Annotated in this window: 19 protein-coding genes (1 of these 19 only partly in view); 11 read left to right on the top strand and 8 right to left on the bottom strand. The window is 67.2% G+C overall.

Annotation, left to right across the window (positions count from 1 at the left end; genetic code table 11):
* Positions 1-72 precede the first annotated feature (72 nt).
* The 3 genes from ispG (at position 73) to QE379_RS00640 (ending at position 2,072) form a co-directional block, all read left to right on the top strand.
* Entirely contained in the window at positions 73-1,200 is a 1,128-nt protein-coding gene (gene ispG, locus QE379_RS00650) for a flavodoxin-dependent (E)-4-hydroxy-3-methylbut-2-enyl-diphosphate synthase (protein WP_306996858.1), read from the top strand.
* Between the two features lie 153 nt (positions 1,201-1,353).
* Positions 1,354-1,785: an NUDIX domain-containing protein gene (locus QE379_RS00645; RefSeq protein ID WP_306996857.1), complete on the top strand. Its 432-nt coding sequence runs from the start codon at positions 1,354-1,356 to the stop codon at positions 1,783-1,785.
* The gene (locus QE379_RS00640) at positions 1,767-2,072 is read left to right on the top strand and encodes a hypothetical protein (protein WP_306996856.1); all 306 of its coding nucleotides are present in this window, start codon (positions 1,767-1,769) and stop codon (positions 2,070-2,072) included. Before QE379_RS00645 ends, QE379_RS00640 begins: the two co-directional genes overlap by 19 nt.
* Here the strand turns inward: QE379_RS00640 and QE379_RS00635 are convergent, their stop codons facing one another.
* Positions 2,073-2,843 (bottom strand): transporter, encoded by a 771-nt coding sequence (locus tag QE379_RS00635; RefSeq protein ID WP_306996854.1) that lies wholly within the window; start codon positions 2,841-2,843, stop codon positions 2,073-2,075.
* A gap of 206 nt (positions 2,844-3,049) precedes the next feature.
* Here QE379_RS00635 and QE379_RS00630 point away from each other — a divergent pair, with 206 nt between their 5' ends.
* The gene (locus QE379_RS00630) at positions 3,050-3,943 is read left to right on the top strand and encodes a DMT family transporter (protein ID WP_307003013.1); all 894 of its coding nucleotides are present in this window, start codon (positions 3,050-3,052) and stop codon (positions 3,941-3,943) included.
* Entirely contained in the window at positions 3,940-4,419 is a 480-nt protein-coding gene (locus tag QE379_RS00625; RefSeq protein WP_306996852.1) for a GNAT family N-acetyltransferase, read from the top strand. The genes QE379_RS00630 and QE379_RS00625 overlap by 4 nt, the downstream gene beginning before the upstream one ends.
* 502 nt (positions 4,420-4,921) lie before the next feature.
* Here QE379_RS00625 and ppa read toward each other — a convergent pair.
* The 4 genes from ppa to QE379_RS00605 all read right to left on the bottom strand — a co-directional run bounded on the left by ppa (position 4,922) and on the right by QE379_RS00605 (position 9,029).
* Positions 4,922-5,500, bottom strand: coding sequence for an inorganic diphosphatase (gene ppa, locus QE379_RS00620; RefSeq protein ID WP_306996850.1), 579 nt, complete (start codon positions 5,498-5,500; stop codon positions 4,922-4,924).
* A gap of 123 nt (positions 5,501-5,623) precedes the next feature.
* Positions 5,624-7,549 (bottom strand): M61 family metallopeptidase, encoded by a 1,926-nt coding sequence (locus tag QE379_RS00615; RefSeq protein WP_306996848.1) that lies wholly within the window; start codon positions 7,547-7,549, stop codon positions 5,624-5,626.
* Positions 7,550-7,642: 93 nt separating this feature from the next.
* Positions 7,643-8,305 (bottom strand): DUF1345 domain-containing protein, encoded by a 663-nt coding sequence (locus QE379_RS00610; RefSeq protein ID WP_306996846.1) that lies wholly within the window; start codon positions 8,303-8,305, stop codon positions 7,643-7,645.
* 307 nt (positions 8,306-8,612) lie between these two features.
* Positions 8,613-9,029 (bottom strand): DUF3597 family protein, encoded by a 417-nt coding sequence (locus QE379_RS00605; RefSeq protein WP_306996844.1) that lies wholly within the window; start codon positions 9,027-9,029, stop codon positions 8,613-8,615.
* Positions 9,030-9,172: 143 nt separating this feature from the next.
* On the opposite strand from QE379_RS00605, the gene QE379_RS00600 reads away from it, so the two are divergent.
* From QE379_RS00600 to QE379_RS00575, 6 genes are all read left to right on the top strand, one after another.
* On the top strand, positions 9,173-9,760 hold the full coding sequence (locus QE379_RS00600; protein WP_306996841.1) for a DUF4142 domain-containing protein: 588 nt from the start codon (positions 9,173-9,175) through the stop codon (positions 9,758-9,760).
* A 93-nt stretch (positions 9,761-9,853) separates the two neighbouring features.
* A complete protein-coding gene (locus QE379_RS00595) occupies positions 9,854-10,435 on the top strand; it encodes a cysteine hydrolase family protein (protein ID WP_306996839.1) in 582 nt (193 codons plus the stop codon).
* A gap of 48 nt (positions 10,436-10,483) precedes the next feature.
* Positions 10,484-11,806: a histidine--tRNA ligase gene (gene hisS, locus QE379_RS00590; RefSeq protein WP_306996837.1), complete on the top strand. Its 1,323-nt coding sequence runs from the start codon at positions 10,484-10,486 to the stop codon at positions 11,804-11,806.
* Positions 11,803-12,876, top strand: a complete 1,074-nt coding sequence (gene prfA / locus QE379_RS00585) for a peptide chain release factor 1 (protein WP_306996835.1) — start codon at positions 11,803-11,805, stop codon at positions 12,874-12,876. The genes hisS and prfA overlap by 4 nt, the downstream gene beginning before the upstream one ends.
* A gap of 278 nt (positions 12,877-13,154) precedes the next feature.
* A complete protein-coding gene (prmC, locus tag QE379_RS00580) occupies positions 13,155-13,967 on the top strand; it encodes a peptide chain release factor N(5)-glutamine methyltransferase (protein ID WP_306996833.1) in 813 nt (270 codons plus the stop codon).
* Positions 13,968-14,251: 284 nt separating this feature from the next.
* The gene (locus QE379_RS00575; protein WP_306996829.1) at positions 14,252-15,094 is read left to right on the top strand and encodes a DUF4167 domain-containing protein; all 843 of its coding nucleotides are present in this window, start codon (positions 14,252-14,254) and stop codon (positions 15,092-15,094) included.
* Positions 15,095-15,172: 78 nt separating this feature from the next.
* On the opposite strand, the gene QE379_RS00570 is transcribed toward QE379_RS00575, so the two are convergent.
* The 3 genes in view from QE379_RS00570 to QE379_RS00560 are tightly spaced (at most 55 nt apart) and all read right to left on the bottom strand, a layout consistent with a single transcriptional unit that may run on beyond the window.
* On the bottom strand, positions 15,173-15,448 hold the full coding sequence (locus QE379_RS00570; protein WP_306996826.1) for a hypothetical protein: 276 nt from the start codon (positions 15,446-15,448) through the stop codon (positions 15,173-15,175).
* 55 nt (positions 15,449-15,503) lie between these two features.
* Complete coding sequence (locus tag QE379_RS00565) at positions 15,504-16,982, bottom strand: oligosaccharide flippase family protein (protein ID WP_306996824.1); 1,479 nt, start codon at positions 16,980-16,982, stop codon at positions 15,504-15,506.
* Positions 16,979-17,941, bottom strand: partial view of a glycosyltransferase gene (locus QE379_RS00560; protein ID WP_306996822.1) — the 3' portion only. It continues 54 nt past the right edge of the window; 963 of the gene's 1,017 nt are visible here — the last part of the coding sequence; its start codon lies off the right edge, out of view; it ends in the stop codon at positions 16,979-16,981. The genes QE379_RS00565 and QE379_RS00560 overlap by 4 nt, the downstream gene beginning before the upstream one ends.

Raw genomic sequence — 17,941 nt, 5'->3', positions numbered from 1 at the left:
GGGCGATCATTATGGGGCGTCTGGTACAGCACTGACTTTGAACCGCAACGCCGGGCGCGTATATAAGGGCCCATGTCCATTCGTCCCTGGCGTGACATCGTCCGCCGCCAAAGCCGTCAGATCATGGTGGGCAACGTGCCCGTGGGCGGCGATGCCCCCGTCACCGTGCAGACCATGACCAACACGCCGACCAGCGATCCGGTCGCCACGCTCGACCAGATCCGGCGCTGCGAAGAGGCGGGGGCGGACATCATTCGCGTCTCGTGCCCCGACACCGATTCGACCGCCGCGCTGGCCAAGATCACCAAGGCGGCGCGGGTGCCGATCGTCGCGGACATCCATTTCCACTATAAGCGCGCCCTCGAAGCCGCCGATGCGGGCGCGGCCTGTCTGCGGATCAATCCGGGCAATATCGGTTCGTCCGCGCGCGTTGCCGAAGTCGTCCGCGCCGCCAAGGCCAATGGCTGTGCGATCCGCATCGGGGTGAATGCGGGGTCGCTGGAAAAGGACCTGCTGGAAAAATATGGCGAGCCTTGTCCCGAGGCTTTGGTCGAATCGGCGCTCGACCATATCAAGCTGCTCCAGGATCACGACTTCCACGAATATAAGGTTGCGGTGAAGGCGTCCGACGTCTTCCTGGCGGTGGCGGCCTATCAGGGGCTGGCCGAGGCGACCGATTGTCCGCTGCATCTGGGCATTACCGAGGCGGGCGGGCTGATCGGCGGGACGGTCAAGTCCTCGATCGGCATCGGTTCGCTGCTCTGGTTCGGGATCGGCGACACGATCCGCGTCTCGCTCTCGGCCGAGCCCGAGGAAGAGGTGCGCGTCGGCTTTGAGATACTGAAGGCGCTGGGCATCCGCAATCGCGGCGTGCGGGTCGTCTCCTGCCCGTCCTGCGCGCGCCAGGGCTTCGACGTGATCCGCACCGTGCAGGTGCTGGAGGAACGGCTCCAGCATATCCGCACGCCGATGTCGCTGTCGGTGCTGGGCTGCGTCGTCAACGGCCCCGGCGAGGCGCGCGAAACCGATATCGGCGTGACCGGCGGCGGCAATGGCAAGCACATGGTCTATCTGTCGGGCCTGACCGACCACACGGTCGAGGATGCCGACATGGTCGACCATATCGTCAAGCTGGTCGAGGCCAAGGCCGCTGAACTGGAAGCGGCCGATATCGCCAAGGCGGCCATCGCGGCGGAGTAGCCTTGCCTTCCCCTGCAAGGGGAGGTGGCAGGCCGCAGCCCTGACGGAGGGCGGCTTCCTCACAGGACATCCTTTGTCGAACGCCCCTTCACCATCCTTCGGATGGTCCCCCTCCCCTTGCAGGGGAGGAACGGGTGTCGTTACGGTTTGGGCATGACCGTCATTCGCATCGCCGCCGCCCTGATCGAGGATTCCGCCGGACGGCTCCTCCTCGTCCGCAAGACGGGAACCCGCTTCTTCATGCAGGCGGGCGGCAAGATCGAGCTGGGCGAAACCCCCGCCGCCGCGCTGGTCCGCGAACTGGACGAGGAAATCGGGCTGACGATCGCGGAGGACGCGCTACGCCCGGTCGGTCGCTTCTCGGCCGCGGCGGCGAACGAGCCGGGGCACCAGGTCGATGCCACCGTCTTTCACCTGTGCGTCGATCACGACCCGGTCCCCGCCGCCGAAATTGCGGAGGCGATCTGGGTCGATGTCGATTCGGTCGAGGCGATGCCGATCGCGCCCTTGCTCCGCGAACATATCCTGCCATGCTGGCGGGACGAAGCGGGCAGAGGGGTGACGATATGCGATGGATCGCGTTGATCTTGGTGGGTGCCCTGGCGTTGTCGGGCTGCGCGACCACCAGGACGAAAAAGCCCATTCTGACCAAGCGCGCCTTTCAACGCATTGCCCGCAGCTGCGGGGTCACGCCAACCGAGTTCAAGACGGCGCGCAGCGGCCTGCCCTATATCCGCTTCCTGTATCGCGACGCGGCGCAGGCCAGCAATGTCCGGGCGGCGCCCAGCGTCGAATGCGTGGGGACCGCCCTGAAGGCGTATCGCTACGAATATTTCGGCCCCGATGCGGACCCGCCGTCCTCCGACGATTGATTACAGCCGCAGTCCCAGTCGCACCCCCGCGCCCACGTCCGGCGCGCCCTTGCTGACCCCGGCGCTGCCCTGCACGCCCAGCGACAGGCGCTGCGACAGCGCGGTGTCGAGCCCCGCGCCGATCTCCTGCCGGTCGGCGACCTGATCGCTGACCCGCGAGGCGTAATTGTACGAGACGCTGACCTCGCTCGCCTTGCCGATGCCGAGCGCCACGCCGCCGCGCGCGCTGGTCACGTCGCGCAAGGCATAGCCGTCGGGCTGCCCGACAAAGGTGTGGCCGACCGCCGCGAAGGGCGTGACCTTGCCCGGCACGGCGGCTTCGGCGACGACCGAATAATCCGCCTTGCCGGTGCCAAGTCCTTGCGAGGCCGAGGCGGTGGGCAGCTTGGCGCTGCCGGTCAGCGCCAGCGCCAGGTGATGACGGCGCGGCGGCACCAGTTGCACCGAGGCCCCCACCACCGCATCGCCGAGCCCGCTGCGCTTCACGCGGGTCGCGGGGCGGGTAGGATCGACCAGGATCGGCAGGCCCAGCGGCCCGCCGGGGGCGACGACATTGCCCGGCGCATCGACCTGCACATAAGGCAGCGCGGCGAACACCGTCACCCGCTTGTGCTTGGCGCGCAGCGAGGCGGTCGAACTGGCGCTGCGCACGCGTTGGCCGGTGCCATATTGGCCCGAGGTATAGTCGGCACCGATCGAGGCGGTGACCTGTGCACTCGCGGGCGCCGCCAGCAGCATGGCCAGACCCGTTGCGGCGAGGAGCGTCTTCATGACCCTTTGTCCCTTGGTGTCGTGTCTCGCAGGGGCAACGGATGCGGGGCGGGGTTTAATCCCGGAGATGTTCGATGGGGTGATACCCTGATCCTTCCCCCTCCCGTTGGGAGAGGGAGGGAGGCGCGAAGCGTCGGAAGGGTGAGGGTGGCGACGTGGTGATCGGACACTCGCCTTTCCCCGTCACGCCCGGTATCGCCGACCGCATGAGCGCGCGCACCTCTCCCGTCATCGCCTTCGGCGCCGCGGCGCTGGGCATCGCCATCTATTCGGTGATGGACACGCTGATGAAGCGGCTGTCGATCGATAGCGGAGCCTATAGCGCGGTGCTGTGGCGCTCCTGGGTGGGCGTTGCGATCACGGGGGCGCTGTTCCTGTTGCGCGGTGGGCGCTGGCCGGGGCGTCATGCGCTGACACTTCATATCGCGCGCGGGGCGACCGGGGGCGCGTCGGTGCTGCTGTTCTTCTGGGGGCTGGCGCGGGTGCCGATGGCGCAGAGCGTGGCGCTGACCTTCCTGGCGCCGCTGATCGCGTTGTTTCTGGCGGCTTTCACATTGGGCGAGACGGTCCGGCGGGCGGCGATCCTGGGCTCGCTGATCGCGGGGGCGGGGGTGCTGGTGATCGCGGGCGGCGAGGTGCAGGCGCAGGCTTCGACCCAGACGGTGCTGGGCTCGCTCGCCATCCTCGTCGCCTCGATCCTCTATGCGGTCAGCCTGGTGCTGTTGCGGCGACAGGCGCAGGTCGCGGGTCCGACCGAGGTGGCGCTGTTCACCATGCTGGTGATCGCCGTGCTGATGACGCCCGCCGCCCCCTTCGTCTCGGGCTGGCCCGCCATGGGGCAGTGGCCCGCCATCGTCACCGCCGCGGCGCTGGGCAGCCTGTCGGCGCTGCTGCTCGCCTGGGCCTATGCGCGGGCGGAGGCGCAGATATTGGCGCCGGTCGAATATACCGCCTTCGTCTGGGCGGCGTGCCTGGGCTATGCGGTGTTCGGGGAGCATGTGTCGCCGTTCACGCTGGTCGGGGCGGCGCTGATCATCGCGGGCTGCGTTTTCGCGGTGCGGCAACCGGGACCGGGGCCCCAGAGCGAGGCGGGATTATGAGCATCACCATCCGGGCGGCTGAGCGGGCCGACACGGCGACCATCCTGCGCTTCGTCCGCGAACTGGCCGCGTTCGAGCGCGAGCCCGACGCCGTCGTCGCGACCGAGCCGATGCTGGAAGCGGCGCTGTTCGGCGAGCGCCCGGCGGCGGAGGCGGTGATCGCCGAGCGCGATGGGCAGGCAGTGGGCTTCGCGTTGTTTTTCGCCAATTTCTCGACCTGGACCGGGCGGCAGGGGCTGTATCTGGAAGACCTTTACGTCACGCCGTCCGCGCGCGGGGGCGGGGTGGGCAAGGCGTTGCTGGTCCATCTCGCGGGTATTGCGCGGGATCGCGGCTGGGGCCGGTTCGAATGGTCGGTGCTCGATTGGAATAGGCCCGCCGTGGCATTCTACCGTGCGATGGGGGCGCGGGCGATGGATGAGTGGACGGTGCAGCGGGTTTCCGGCGAGGCGTTGGCGCGGTTGGCGGGGCGGTAGGGCGAAAGAGGGTTCGCGCGGAGGCGCGGAGAGGTTGGCCTGGCGGCGCGCGTCATTTTCCTGCCGTCAATTTGGTTTTGCCGGATGCCGTCAGCGACGGGCGAGACACCTCCGCGTCTCCGCGCCTCCGCGTGAACCATCCTTCTTTCTTCGCCGATTATCCCCGTCCCGTTCAGGCTGGGCATAGTCGAAGGCCAAGGGATTCACGTCACTATGCCGCACGGCGGGGCGTGCGCTTCGACTTCGCTCAGCGTGAACGGAGGATGGGGACTGCGCATCCGCTTCCTCAACCGCCGTTCAGCCTGAGCGTAGTCGAAGGTCATGGGAAGTCCTCTCCCCGGGCTCCGGGATTGCCCTCCCCCAGCCCCTCCCGCCTGCGGGAGGGGAGAAAGAAGAAGAGACGGCCCCTGCCGGCTGCGGGAGGGGAGCGAGAAGAGGGGATAAAAGAAACGCCCCGGTGCCGGGCACCGAGGCGTTTCCTTCCAACAGAAATCCGAAAGGTTCAGGCGCGGCCGGGCACGTCGTGGTCGTGCGGCTCTTCGCCCTTCGCCTTGGCGTCGTCATAGCGCTCGATCGCCTCGACGACGATGCGGCGGGCTTCGTCGCGGTCGCCCCAGGTGCCGATGCGCACCCACTTCTTCTTCTCCAAGTCCTTGTAATGGGTGAAGAAGTGCTCGATCTGCTGGAACACGATCTCGGGCAGGTCGTCGCGACCGCCAACGTTCGAATAATAAGGGAAGGTCGAGTCGACCGGCACGCAGACCAGCTTCTCGTCGCCGCCCGCTTCGTCTTCCAGGTTCAGCACCGCGATCGGGCGCGCGCGCACGACGCAGCCCGGAATGAAGGGCGTGCGCGACACGACCAGCGCGTCGAGCGGATCGCCATCGGGCGACAGGGTGTGCGGCACGAAGCCGTAATTCGCCGGATAGCGCATCGGCGTGTGCAGGATGCGGTCGACGAACAGCGCGCCGCTCGCCTTGTCGAACTCATACTTCACCGGCTCGCCACCGGTGGGCACTTCGATCACGACGTTGATGTCGTCGGGCGGGCTCTTGCCGACGGGAATGAGGTCGATGCGCATCGGTCAGTCTTTCTTTGCCAATGGACCGGAACCGGGTTCCGGTGGAAAAACAATGGCGGGCGCGATAGCGCAACCCGCCATAGGGTGTCGATAGAGGGCAGTGACGCCCTCGTCAGAAAGACGTCAGCGTGCGGTCAGCAAACGGTCCAGCCCGGTTTCGCCGGTCCCCACCTTCTGCAGACGCGGATAGCGCGGGCCGCCGGTATAGGCGAGCGTCACTTCGCGGAAGCGATCCTGGTTCTTTATCAACAACTTGACCGGCCTGGCGGGATCCTTGGCGGCCAGAATTGCGGCCTTCAGACGGTCGCCCGAATAGCTTTCGCCGTTCACCGCCTGGATCTGCGTGCCGACATCGATCCCCGCCTTGAACGCCGGACTGTCCCAAATCGAACTGGTGACGTCGCCGCTGTTCGAGACGACCATGCCCAGCGAGTAGCTGACATCGGTGCGGCCCTTCTCGTTCTGCTTGAAGGTCGGGGTCGGCTCGGCTGTGTAGACCAGCTTGTAGCCGTTCATCGCGAAGCCCTGGATCGGCGCGGGCTGGCCGGTTTCGGTCAGGCGCTTGGTCAGGAAGCCCGCCCAGTCATAGGGCACGATCGCGTTCAGCGTGTCGGCGACATCCTGGAAGGTGTAGGTCACCTCGCCCCAGTCGCCGTTGCGGATGCCGAAAAAGGCCTTGGCGAAATCGTCGATCGACTTGGTGCCGTTCGACTTCTGGCGGAGCATCGCATCGACCTCCATCCAGACCATCAGGCCTTCATTGTAATAATCCTCCGACCGCTGCCAGCTCGTCCAGCCCTTGGGCTTGCGCGACGAGATGATCGGGTCGTTGGTGGTGTCGATCAGGTCGCGCCACTGCCGCGCGGGCGCGGTGTCGTAGATGCCCAGGATCGATGCATATTGGTCCAGCGTATCCTGCTTCGACACCATCCCCGACCGCGCCTGGAGCACATAGCCCCAGAATTGCGTCTGCCCCTCATAGACCCACAGCATCGAATTGCGCATCGGCGTGCGGAAATCGGGGGTCCACAGATCGGCCCCGCGCCGGAACTTGCCGTCCCAGCTATGGGTGAATTCGTGCGGCAGCAGGTTGCGGCGGCCCGGCCCCGAATCCCATTCGGTGAAATAGCCCGGCGTCACGCCATTCTCCGACGAACGGTGATGCTCCAGGCCGATGCCGCCGAGCTGGTCGCTGATCGACAGCAGGAATTCATAATGATCGTAATGCTGTGCGCCGAACGCCTTGACCGCCTGATCGACCAGCCGCTGGTGCGCGGCGATCTGTTCGGGCTTGGCGTTCAACTCGGCGGCGTTGTCGGCGAAGACGTTCAGGTTGACGCGCGGGGTCAGCGGGAAGACCTTGCCATATTTGCCCGCCAGCACCGGGGAATCGACCAGGATTTCGTAATTGGTCGTGTCATAGGTGTAGGTCGAGCCCGACGCCTTGGCCGGAACCGCGCCCGCCGCCGTCCAGCCTGCGGGGAAGATCGCGGTCATCTGGATCGGGATTTGTCGGGTATAATAGCCCGCCGGGTAGAGGCTGACCGAATTGGGTTGCAGCGAGATCATCGTCGGGGTGACGGCGATGCGGCCCTGGTCGGGCTTGGTTGCCGACAGGAACTGGAACTCCAGGTCGAGTTGCTTCGCGCCCGCGGGCACGTCGATATGAAAGGCGAAGACATCGACCGGGTCGCGCGTCCAGGGCAGGATGCGGCCATTGGCCTTGATGACCAGGCCCGCCAGCTTCTCGATCTCGCCACGCGGATTGTGCGCGCCGGGCAGCCATTTCGGGAAGAGCAGCGCCATCGGCCCCGCCTTGGCGACGGGGATCGTCTCCTTCATGCGAAAGATGCCGCGCTCGGTATCGGTGGCGTCGACCACCAGCTTGATCGTGCCCGGATAGGGGGTGTCGACTGCATCGGGGATCGTGTTGACGAAGGGCAGGGGACCGGCGGGGGCGGAATTGCCCGACGGCACCTGCGCGAGCGAGACGGCGGCGGTCGAAACCAGGGACGCGACGATCAGGGAACGAAAGACGGGACGGATCATGGAGAGCCTTTTGCGGCGAAGAGAGATGCGGGCAGGTTAGGCACCCGATAGGCCAGTCGTCCAGACCTTTTCCCCGCGCGCCGTGGCTAGGCCTTATCCGCCGCCGCCGCCCAGCACATTCACGGTGAAGGCAATCACGCCCAGGTTGAAGATGAAGGCGGCCAGACACTGGCCCGTCACCACCCGCCGCATCCGTCGCGAGGCGATCGACACGTCGGAGGTCTGGAAGGTCATGCCGAGCGTCACCGAGAAATAGAGGAAGTCCCAGTAATCGGGCTCCGCCGTGTCGGGAAAGTCGAGGCCGCCGACATCCCCCTTGTCCCCCGCGCTGTAGAAGAGATGCGCATAATGCAGCGCATAGACGATGTTGGAGAACAGCCAGGCGAGGATCAGCGTGCCGACGACCAGCGCGACGGTGACGGGGCTGCTCCGCCCGCGCAACTCGCCCCCGACCGCGATCAGGATGACGAACAGCACGATGCCGCAGAAGACCAGCAGGACCGCGCGATTGGCATCGTTCCGTGCCGCGCGCCGCCGCATCTTCGCCGCCTCGCCCTGCCGCAACAGGGGAATGAGCGAGACGAGGAACAGGAAGGCGGCGATATCGAAGCCGGCTAATATGCCCCGCGTCAGCCCTAGCGGCGGAACGAGGAGCATGGCCGATACGATCAGGATCAGCGCGAAGGCCAGGAAACGCGGCGGTGCGATCCGGTCGCCGATACGGGTCGTCAGGCGCTGCCAGCGGGTGGTGGTCATGAGCCGGATGTAATCCCGTCACGCCTCACTTGGCTATCGCTGTCGGATGCCGTTAGCCGACTCCCTGAACAGGACGGATGGGCAACGGTCCTTTTCCTCCCCTGGAAGGGGATCGTTGCAAAACCCGCCAGACCAACCCGGCGAAGGCCGGAATCCAGTTGGGAAGGCGTTGGCAAGTCACTCCCATCGTGACGTCACTGGACCCCGGCCTTCGCCGGGTTGGTGGTGGATGAATTTCGCAGAGGAATCCTTGCAGGGAAGGCAGGAGGGCGGTGCGGCATGCGTGTCGGTGAGGCCTGATCCGACCTTAGTTGCGCAGGCTGTCCGGCACGATGCCGCCATTTTCGGCCAGCTTGGCCATCACCGCCTTGTGGAGTGCGATATTCTGCTCGGCGGAGCCGTCCTCGGCGGCGTGGACGCCCAGTTCGTTGGCCAGTTCCTTGCGTGCGGCCAGGCTGGAATCCAGGTCGAGCAGCTTGAGCAGGTCGACGATCGAGCTTTGATAGTTGCCGCCGCCATTCTTCATCGCCGCCATTTCGCTCAGCACCGCGCCGACATCGACCGACTGTGCGGCGGGTGCGGCATCGGCCACCGGGGCGGGAGCGGGTTGCTGCGGCGCGGCCTGGGTCGTGGTCGGTGCGGGGGCGGGCGTCGGGGCCGCTCCGGCGGGCTTGGCCGCGCCGTGGTGGAAGATCTTGCCCAGAATATTGCCGAAGATGCTCATAACGCGGGTTCCTTCATCATCTCGCCCCAGCGGCGTTGCCAGGTTCAAACGATGCGATCGGCTTTCGGGTCCGGATGCGACGGAACGTCCTGCGTCACGGCGCGCTTACACGGTTTGACGAAACATCTTAGGAGCTTATTGGCATGAGCATTCGCGCAACCGCTCTCGGCGCCGCCGCCCTGTTGGCCCTTGCGGGCTGTAACCGCAGCGAGCCCCAGGCGCAGAACGGCATGACCGCCGACACCATGAGCACCAATGGCATGGCCGAGGGGAATGCGATGGCCGAGGCCACCCCGGCGGCGCTGCCCGCGGCGCAGGTCTTCGCCAATGCGGCGGCGGCGAGCGATGCCTTCGAGATCGAGACGTCGAAGCTGGCGCTGACCAACGGCGCATCGGCGTCGGTCAAGAGCTATGCGCGCACGATGATCGAGGCGCACACCGCCTCGACCGCCAAGCTGAAGACCGCGGCGGGTTCGGCCACCCCGGCGATCACCCCCGATCCCACGCTGAACGCCGAGCAGCAGCAGAAGCTGGACCAGTTGAAGGGCCTGAACGGCACCGCCTTCGACCAGGCCTATATCGCGGAGCAGACCGCCGGGCATCAACAGACGCTCGACACGCTCAAGGCCTATGCCGCGACGGGCGAGTCCGCGCCGCTCAAGACCTTCGCGACCGGCCTGATCCCGACCGTCACCGCGCATCTCAACATGGCCAAGGGCCTGAAGGCCTGATGCCGCGCCTCCCCCTCGCCGTGCCGGACGGCGAGGGGGCCGGTCACTAAGGTACATCAACGCGGCCGCCGTCCGATCATGCCATGATCGCCCATGGCCGATTCCGCACCCCATTCCGCCGCGCTGATCATCATCGACATGATCAACGACCTCGATTTCGAGGGCGGCGAGCATCTTCGTGAGCCCGCCGAGGCCGCCGCCGCGCGGATCGTCGCCCTTCGGGACGAGGCGGACTCCGCCGGGGTTCCGGTGCTCTACGTCAACGACAATTTCGGCCATTGGCATTCCGAGCGCTCCTCGATCGTGGATCATTGCGCGCGGGAGGACAGTCCGGGCCGCGCGCTGATCGAGGCGCTGCGCCCGCGCGACCGCGATTACTTCGTGGTGAAGCCGCAATTTTCGGGCTTCTACGCGACCAATCTGCCGGTGCTGCTGCCGCAACTGGGCGTCAGCCGGTTGATCCTGACCGGGGTGGCGGCCGATATCTGTGTCCTGTTCACCGCCGCCGATGCGCATATGCGCGAATATGACCTGTGGGTGCCGGCGGACACGGTGGCGAGCGAGAGCGATTCGCATCGCCGCTGGGCGCTGGAGATCATGCGGCACAGCATGTGCGCCGAAACCCGTGCCACCGACGAACTCGCGCTGGCGGACTGGTTGGCGAGCGAGGCGTGATCGCACTCTAGCGCACGGGGCTTCGCTACCCTAGATACCGCCACCTCTATGGCACGGATCGAAACCCCCAAGCGCGTGCGCGGCACGCAGGACATCTTCGGCGACGAGCAGCGCCGCTTTGCGGAGGTGCTGCGCACTTTCGAGTATGTCCACGAACTCTACGGCTTCCAGCGGCTCGACCTGCCGGTGTTCGAGGATACGCAGGTCTTCGCCCGCTCGATCGGCGAGACGACCGATGTCGTGTCGAAGGAGATGTACACCTTCCCCGATCGCGGCGGCGACCTGCTGACCCTGCGGCCGGAGTTCACCGCCGGGATCGCCCGCGCGTACCTGACCGAGGGGTGGCAGCAATATGCGCCCTTGAAGCTGGCGACGTCGGGCGCGGTGTTCCGGTACGAGCGCCCGCAAAAGGGGCGGTATCGCCAGTTCCACCAGATCGACGCCGAAATCCTGGGCGCGCCCGAACCGGCGGCGGATGTCGAGTTGCTGGTGATGGCCGACCAGTTGCTGCGCGAACTGAACATCGCCGAGGGCGTGACGCTGCAACTCAACACGCTGGGCGATGCCGAAACGCGCGATGCGTGGCGCGACGCGCTGGTCGCGCATTTCGAGGCGCATCGGGGCGCGTTGTCCGAGGACAGCCTGGTGCGGCTGGAGAAGAATCCGCTGCGCATCCTCGATTCCAAGGACCCGCGCGACCGGCCGATCGCCGATGCGGCACCCGATATCGATGCCTATCTGACGCCCGAAGCCCGTGCCTTTTTCGAGGCGGTGACGGCGGGGCTGGACGCGGCGGGCGTGGCCTGGACGCGCAATGCGCGGCTGGTGCGCGGCCTCGATTATTATCGCCACACCGCGTTCGAGTTCGTGACCGACCGGCTGGGGTCGCAGGGCACCGTGCTGGCGGGGGGGCGTTATGACGGGCTGATCGAGTCGCTCGGCGGCCCCGCCACGGCGGGCGTGGGCTGGGCGGCTGGGGTCGAGCGGCTGGCGATGCTGCTCGACGAACCGCCCAGGCCGGTCATCGATGCGGTCGTGGTGCCGATGGGCGCGGCGGCGGAGTTGCGCGCGACCGGGCTGGTGGCCGAGTTGCGCCGCACGGGCGTCGCCACCGACATGGCGTTTCGTGGCAACATGAAGCGTCGCATGGCCAAGGCCAATGACCAGCGCGCCAGCTATGCGCTGATCCTGGGCGATGACGAACTGGCGAATGGCCAGGTGCAGGTGAAGGCGTTGAAGACCGGCGATCAGGTCACGGTGCCGCTGGAATCGGTCGCGGAGAGTATCTTCGACCTGCTGTTCGATGACGAAGCTGCGACCGAGCATGGCGCGGCGCTTCCCTCATTGGCGCAGCGTCTGACGACGCCATGAAGACCATCTCCGCCGAACGCATCGCCCAGATCGAGGCGCGACGCGACGAACTCCAGGCGATGATGGCCACCGGCGACCTGCCCTCGGACCGCTTCGTCGCGGTGTCGAAGGAATATGCCGAACTGGAACCCGTCGCCAACGCCGCCGCCGAGGTGCGGCGTCTGCGGCAGGAGGCCGACAGCCTGTCCTTCATGGCGCAGGACGGTGACGACGAGTTGCGCGAGATGGCGGCGGAGGAACTGCACGCCAACCGCACCGCGCTGGCCGAGGCGGATCGGACGCTGGCCCTTGCGCTGCTGCCCCGCGACGCCGCCGACGAGCGCGCGGCGATGCTGGAAATCCGCGCCGGGACCGGCGGGGACGAGGCGGCGCTGTTCGCGGGCGACCTGTTCCGCATGTACCAGCGCTATGCCGAGCGGCAGGGCTGGCGGGTCGAGGTCATGTCCGCCTCGGTGCCCGACACGGGCGGCTATAAGGAGGTCGTCGCCTCGGTCGTGGGGGCGGGCGTCTTCGCCAAGCTGAAGTTCGAATCCGGCGTCCACCGGGTGCAGCGCGTGCCGGTGACCGAATCGGGTGGGCGCATCCACACCTCGGCGGCGACCGTCGCGGTGTTGCCCGAGGCGGAGGAGGTCGACCTCCAGATCGACGACAAGGATCTGCGCATCGATATCTATCGCTCGTCGGGCGCGGGCGGGCAGCACGTCAACACCACCGACTCGGCGATCCGCATCACCCACATCCCCAGCGGGCTGGTCGTGATCCAGCAGGACGAACGCTCGCAGCACAAGAACCGCGCCAAGGCGATGAAGGTGCTGCGCACCCGCCTGTACGAAGCGGAGCGCGAGCGGCTGGCGGCGGAACGCGCGGGCACCCGTCGCTCGATGGTCGGTTCGGGCGACCGATCGGAGCGGATTCGGACGTACAACTTCCCGCAAGGGCGCGTGACCGACCACCGGATCAACCTGACCCTGCACCGCCTGCCCGAGATATTGGAAGGCGAACTGGACGAACTGGTCGGCGCGCTGCTGGCGGAGGATGAGGCCGAACGGCTCGCCGCACTCGATGGGTGACGCCTGCGGCTACCTCTCATCCTTCCACCCCGGCGAAGGCCGGGGTTCAGTGGCGACGAGTGTTCAAGCGTGTCGCTCTATCTCGCAAGATGAAGTTCGCGCAGAGGCGCAGAGGACGCAGAGAGGGTTGGCCCGCTGCGGCAAAGGCCTTTTCCTTTGCTCGCGAATCATGTTCGGGCGTTGTCAGGGGCGAGACATCTTTGCGTCCTCCGCGCCTCTGCGCGAACCATTCTCTTCATGTCAGACCCCGGCTTTCGCCGGGGTGTTCGGCTGATAAGGTGACCGACGCCCGCACCGCGCTGGTCGAAGCCGCCGCGCGTTTCCCCTTTTCGCCGACCGCGCGGCTCGATGCCGAGTTGCTGCTCGCCCATGCGCTGGGGATCGAGCGGAACGCGCTGCTGCTCGACCAGACCCGCGCCGTGCCCGACAGCTTCTGGTCGCTGGTCGATCGCCGCGCCGCGCAGGAACCGGTCGCCTATATCACCGGCACGCGCGGTTTCTGGACGTTGGACCTGATGGTCGGCCCCGGCGCGCTCGTCCCACGCGTCGATAGCGAGACGCTGATCGCCGCCGCGCTCGCCCATTTCGGGGATCGGCCGCCCGCGACATTGCTCGACCTCGGCACCGGGCCGGGGACGTTGCTGCTCGCGCTGCTCGACGAGTGGCAGGGCGCGAAGGGGGTGGGGGTCGACCGCTCGGGCGAGGCGCTGCGCTATGCGGTCGCCAATGCTGCGGCCTGCGGATTGTCCGAGCGGGCGCGGTTCGTGCGCGGCGACTGGGCGGCGGCGCTGACCGGCCCGTTCGACTGCATCGTCACCAACCCGCCCTATATCGGCACCGACGAACCCCTGTCGGCGGAGGTGCGGGACTATGAGCCCGGCGCCGCGCTGTTCGCCGGGCCCGACGGGCTGGACGATTACCGTCTGCTCGCCCCGGCGTTGCGGCGGCTGCTCGCCCCGGGCGGCGCGGCGGTGGTAGAGATCGGGCATGAGCAGGCGGGGGCCGTCACCCCGCTTCTGGAGGCGCAAGGGTTCGCCGTCACGCTCCACCGCGACCTGGGCGGGCGACCGCGTGCCCTATTGGCACATTGAACAATCGCGATGATGCCCCATATTTCACTTGAAGGACATAGGTCCGACCCGCTAGAGCGGGCGCAGGGGCACGCGAACATTCGGCATTCCCACCGTTATCTCGGGGCACCGTTTTTCGGGGTCGTTGATGTCGGGCCGATGCCCATACCCTTCGTCATGCAGTCGCTGCTGTCCGGCGGCCGTGGCAAGCGCCCGGTGAGGGCGCGAGAGCTTCGCATCGTGCGGGACGCGCGCGGTGCCGGGAAAAGTGGACCTTGTTGGTTTGACGACTAAGGACGAACAGCTTGATCAATAATCGGCAGGCCGGCCGCCGTCGCGGTCGTGGCGGCAACAACAATGGTGGGCAGCGTCCGGGTGGCAATCCCGGCCGTTCCGACAATGGCAATCGCATCGACAACCGCGCACGCGGCAACGCCAACCAGTTGTACGAAAAGTACAAGAATCTGGCGACCGAGGCGCAGCGTCAGGGCGATCGGGTCAACACCGAATATTATTGGCAGTTCGCCGATCACTATTTCCGGGTGTTGAGCGAGAGCCGTTCGCGCTTCGAGGAACAGAATCAGCGCCGCCAGCGCGAGGAACCGCGCGACGAGCAGTTCGATGACGGCTTCGACAACGATGCCGAGGATTATGGCGACGAGGGCGATCCCATCCGTCCGGGCGAGCAGCAGGGCGAGGCGGAATCGCGTCGCGAGCGTCAGTATCGCGACAATCAGCCCCGTGAAAACCAACAACAGCGCGAAAACCAGCAGCGCGACGACCGCAACCGGGACGATCGTCCCCGTCGCGACCGTGAGGATCGCCCGCGCCGCGACGATCGTCGCCCGGTCCGCGCCGAACAGGTCCGCGCCGAGCAGCCGGTCATGACCGAAGAGGCTCAGCCGGTCGCTGCGGTCGAGACGCTCGCGCCCCAGGCCGAGGAAGAGGCGCCCCGTCGTCGCGGTCGTCCGCGCCGCGAGCGCCCGGTCGAGACCCAGGACCAGGTCGAGTCCGCAGGCTTCGACGCCGATCGTCTTCCCCCCGCGCTGAGCGCCGCTCCGGAAGCGGACGCCCCCGTCGAGGAAAAGCCGCGCCGTCGCCGCGTTCGTGCGGCCGCGCCGGTCGAGCCGGAGGCGGCGGCGGGCTGATCCGCCTCGTCCGCTATTCGGGCTGATGAAAAAGGGCCGGTCGCCGCATCACGCGGGGACCGGCCCTTTTGCGATGGATCAACGCCGGTCGACATCCTCGTCATGACCGGTTCCGGAACTGAGAAAAACCAGGCCCATCAGCGCGCCGGTCAGCATCACCATGCCACCGATCCCACCGATCACCCCCAGCACCGTCACCCAGTTGAGCGTGCCGTAAACATGCGCGAGGATTGCGAGCGAAAAGCCGACCGCGACGGCGGCGGCGATCGTCATCCACGCCATGATGCGGCGGAACCGCGCCCAGGCGAAGGCCGCCTGTTCGGGATCGTCGAGACCGGATGGGGGAGGGCTCATGCCCCCGACTATGGGTCGCGGGCGCCGCCGGGGCAAGGCGGGCGGCTGACCTGGATCAGGCGGTGCGCTCGGCCCCGCGCATCGCGATCCGGCTCCAGAGGCTGGTGACGATCGCATTGATCTCCAACCGGATCGGATGGCGCAGCGCATAGACCACCGCGATCCAGGCGAGCACCCCCGCGACAGCGGACAGGCTCAACAGTCCCATGCCGACCGCCTCGGGCGGCGCGACCCAGCGATACACCGCCAGCAGCGGCGCCACCGTCGCCAGCGTTCCGACAAGGCTCTGCGCATAGACGATCAGCATTCCCCGCCAGCGGAATCCGGTCAGCGGCTTCATCAACCCCGCATAGAGCAGGAACCACGCCAGCCCATAGAGGATGCGCGACGCCGCCGCCCATTCCAGGCTGATCCAGGCCCCCAGCACCAACAGTCCGATCGAGGCGATGGTGTCGAGCGCGTTGACCACCACCAGCCGCCGGATCCGCCCGAGCAGGATAGGCAGCTCGAAATGCAGTGGAATGGCGGCGAAGAAAAGCTGCCCGATTGCGATCCAGCTGAGCAGCGGCGCGACGCCCGCCCAGCGTGGACCATAAAGCAGCAGGACGATGGGCGTCGCGGCGGTCGCCAGAAAGGCCATGGCGGGCCAGGTCGCGCCGCTATAGGCGGCCACCACCCGCTGATAGGGGGCGGCCAGATCGGCGCCCGCATCGCGCAGCCGGGCGAAGGCGGGGTAGAAGACGCCGTCGACCGCGCCGCTGACCAGCATCTGCAATTGCGCCCCCAGGCTGGAGGCGCGGCTGAACAGGCCCACGGCGGTCAGGCCCAGGACGCGGCCGACGACCAGATCGGGGCTGCGCGAACTGATCGCGTCGCTGATATAGAGCAGCGAGCTGTTCGATCCGAAGCGCAGGATCGGCCCGAGCCCGCGCAGGCTGGGCGGAAAGGGCGGCCGGATGCCCGATCGCCACTGGCCGATCAACGCGCGCGCGACCTGCTGGCCGACCGCCGCCCAGGCGAGCGCAAAGGCCGAATAGCCCGCCCAGGCCAGCCCCAGCGACAGCGCGGCATTGACCAGGGCCGCGCCGACACTGACCAGGAACATCGAATAATAGTCCATCCGCCGTTGCAGCATCGCGCTGGGCACGATGCCGAAGGGGACGATCAGATAGGAGCTGGCGATGATGACCAGCAACGGCGTCAGCCGCGCATTGTCGTAGAATTGCGCCACCGGCCAGGCGAGCGCCAGGATCAGCAGCCCGATGCCCAGCGCGAAGATCACCGACACCGAGAAGCAGGTCCTGATCTGCTCCTCGGTCAGGTTGCGCTCGCCCGCGACGAAGCGCCGGATGCCGAAATCCTGAAGCGCCGACACCATCATCGCGGCGGACAGCGCGATCGAATAGAGGCCCATCTCCGAGGGCGACAGGAAGAAGCGCGAGATCAGCACGCTGACGATGAACTGAACCGCAAAGGCGATATATTGCGCCCCGATCGACCAGAGCGCCGCCCCCCGTACCGACGCGCCGCTCATCGCCGCACCGCATGGGCGGCCAGCGCCGCCGCCAGCCGAAGGCCCGCGACCGGGCGGTGATGGCGGACCAGCCGGGCGACGGTCCGCCACAAGGCGGGGACCGGCGGAACCCGCTGCTGTCGGACATCCTCCAGATGCGCATCGATCAGCGACAGGCCCTCGCCCGCCAGTGCATCGGGCGAGAACAGGATGCCGCGCGTCACGTCCGCGCGGATCCGGGCGGATAGGCCGGGGCGTCCGAACGCGGCGTCCATTGCCTCGATCGGGGGCAGGCTGTCCCAGTCGTCGGTCGGATCGGGGCGTCCCGCGAGTCGCTCGGCACGTGCGATCCGCGCGACCGAGGCGCCGAAATTTTGGGCAAGGACATGCCGGTTCGACACCTGCGTGGCGGAGGCACGATAGAGGAGCAGGGGATCGGGCAGATTGGCCATGCGCGTCCGATCGACCAGCCGCAGCCACAGATCATAATCCTCGCAATGGCGATAAGCCGCCCGGTACCTGCCCACCGATCGCAATACCTCGCGTCGCATCATGACCGAGGGATGGCAGAGCGGCGATCGCGACGCGAGCGTTTCGGCCACGGCGTCGGAGGATGTGGGATACTCGACCTTATGACCGGGGCGCGGTGCGCCGCTTTCGGTAATGCCCCTTATCTGGGTGCCGACCACGCCATGATCGGAATGCGCGTCGAGAAAGGCGACCTGGCGCGCGAATCGCTCGGGCAGCGCGATGTCGTCGCCATCCATCCGCGCGATATACTCACCGCGCGCCACGTCGATGATATGGTTCAGGCTGGCGATCAGCCCCTGATTGGCCTGGCGGATCACCCGGATGCGCGGGTCGCGCGCGGCGTAACGATCGATGATCGCCGGAGAGGCGTCCGTCGATCCGTCATCGACGATCACCAGCTCGAAGTCGGCGAAGCATTGCGCGAGGATGCTGTCCAAGGCCGCCGTCAG

It is taken from the genome of Sphingomonas sp. SORGH_AS_0879, from assembly GCF_030819175.1.
Lineage (GTDB): Bacteria > Pseudomonadota > Alphaproteobacteria > Sphingomonadales > Sphingomonadaceae > Sphingomonas.
This window is presented reverse-complemented; position numbering and strand designations above follow the sequence as displayed.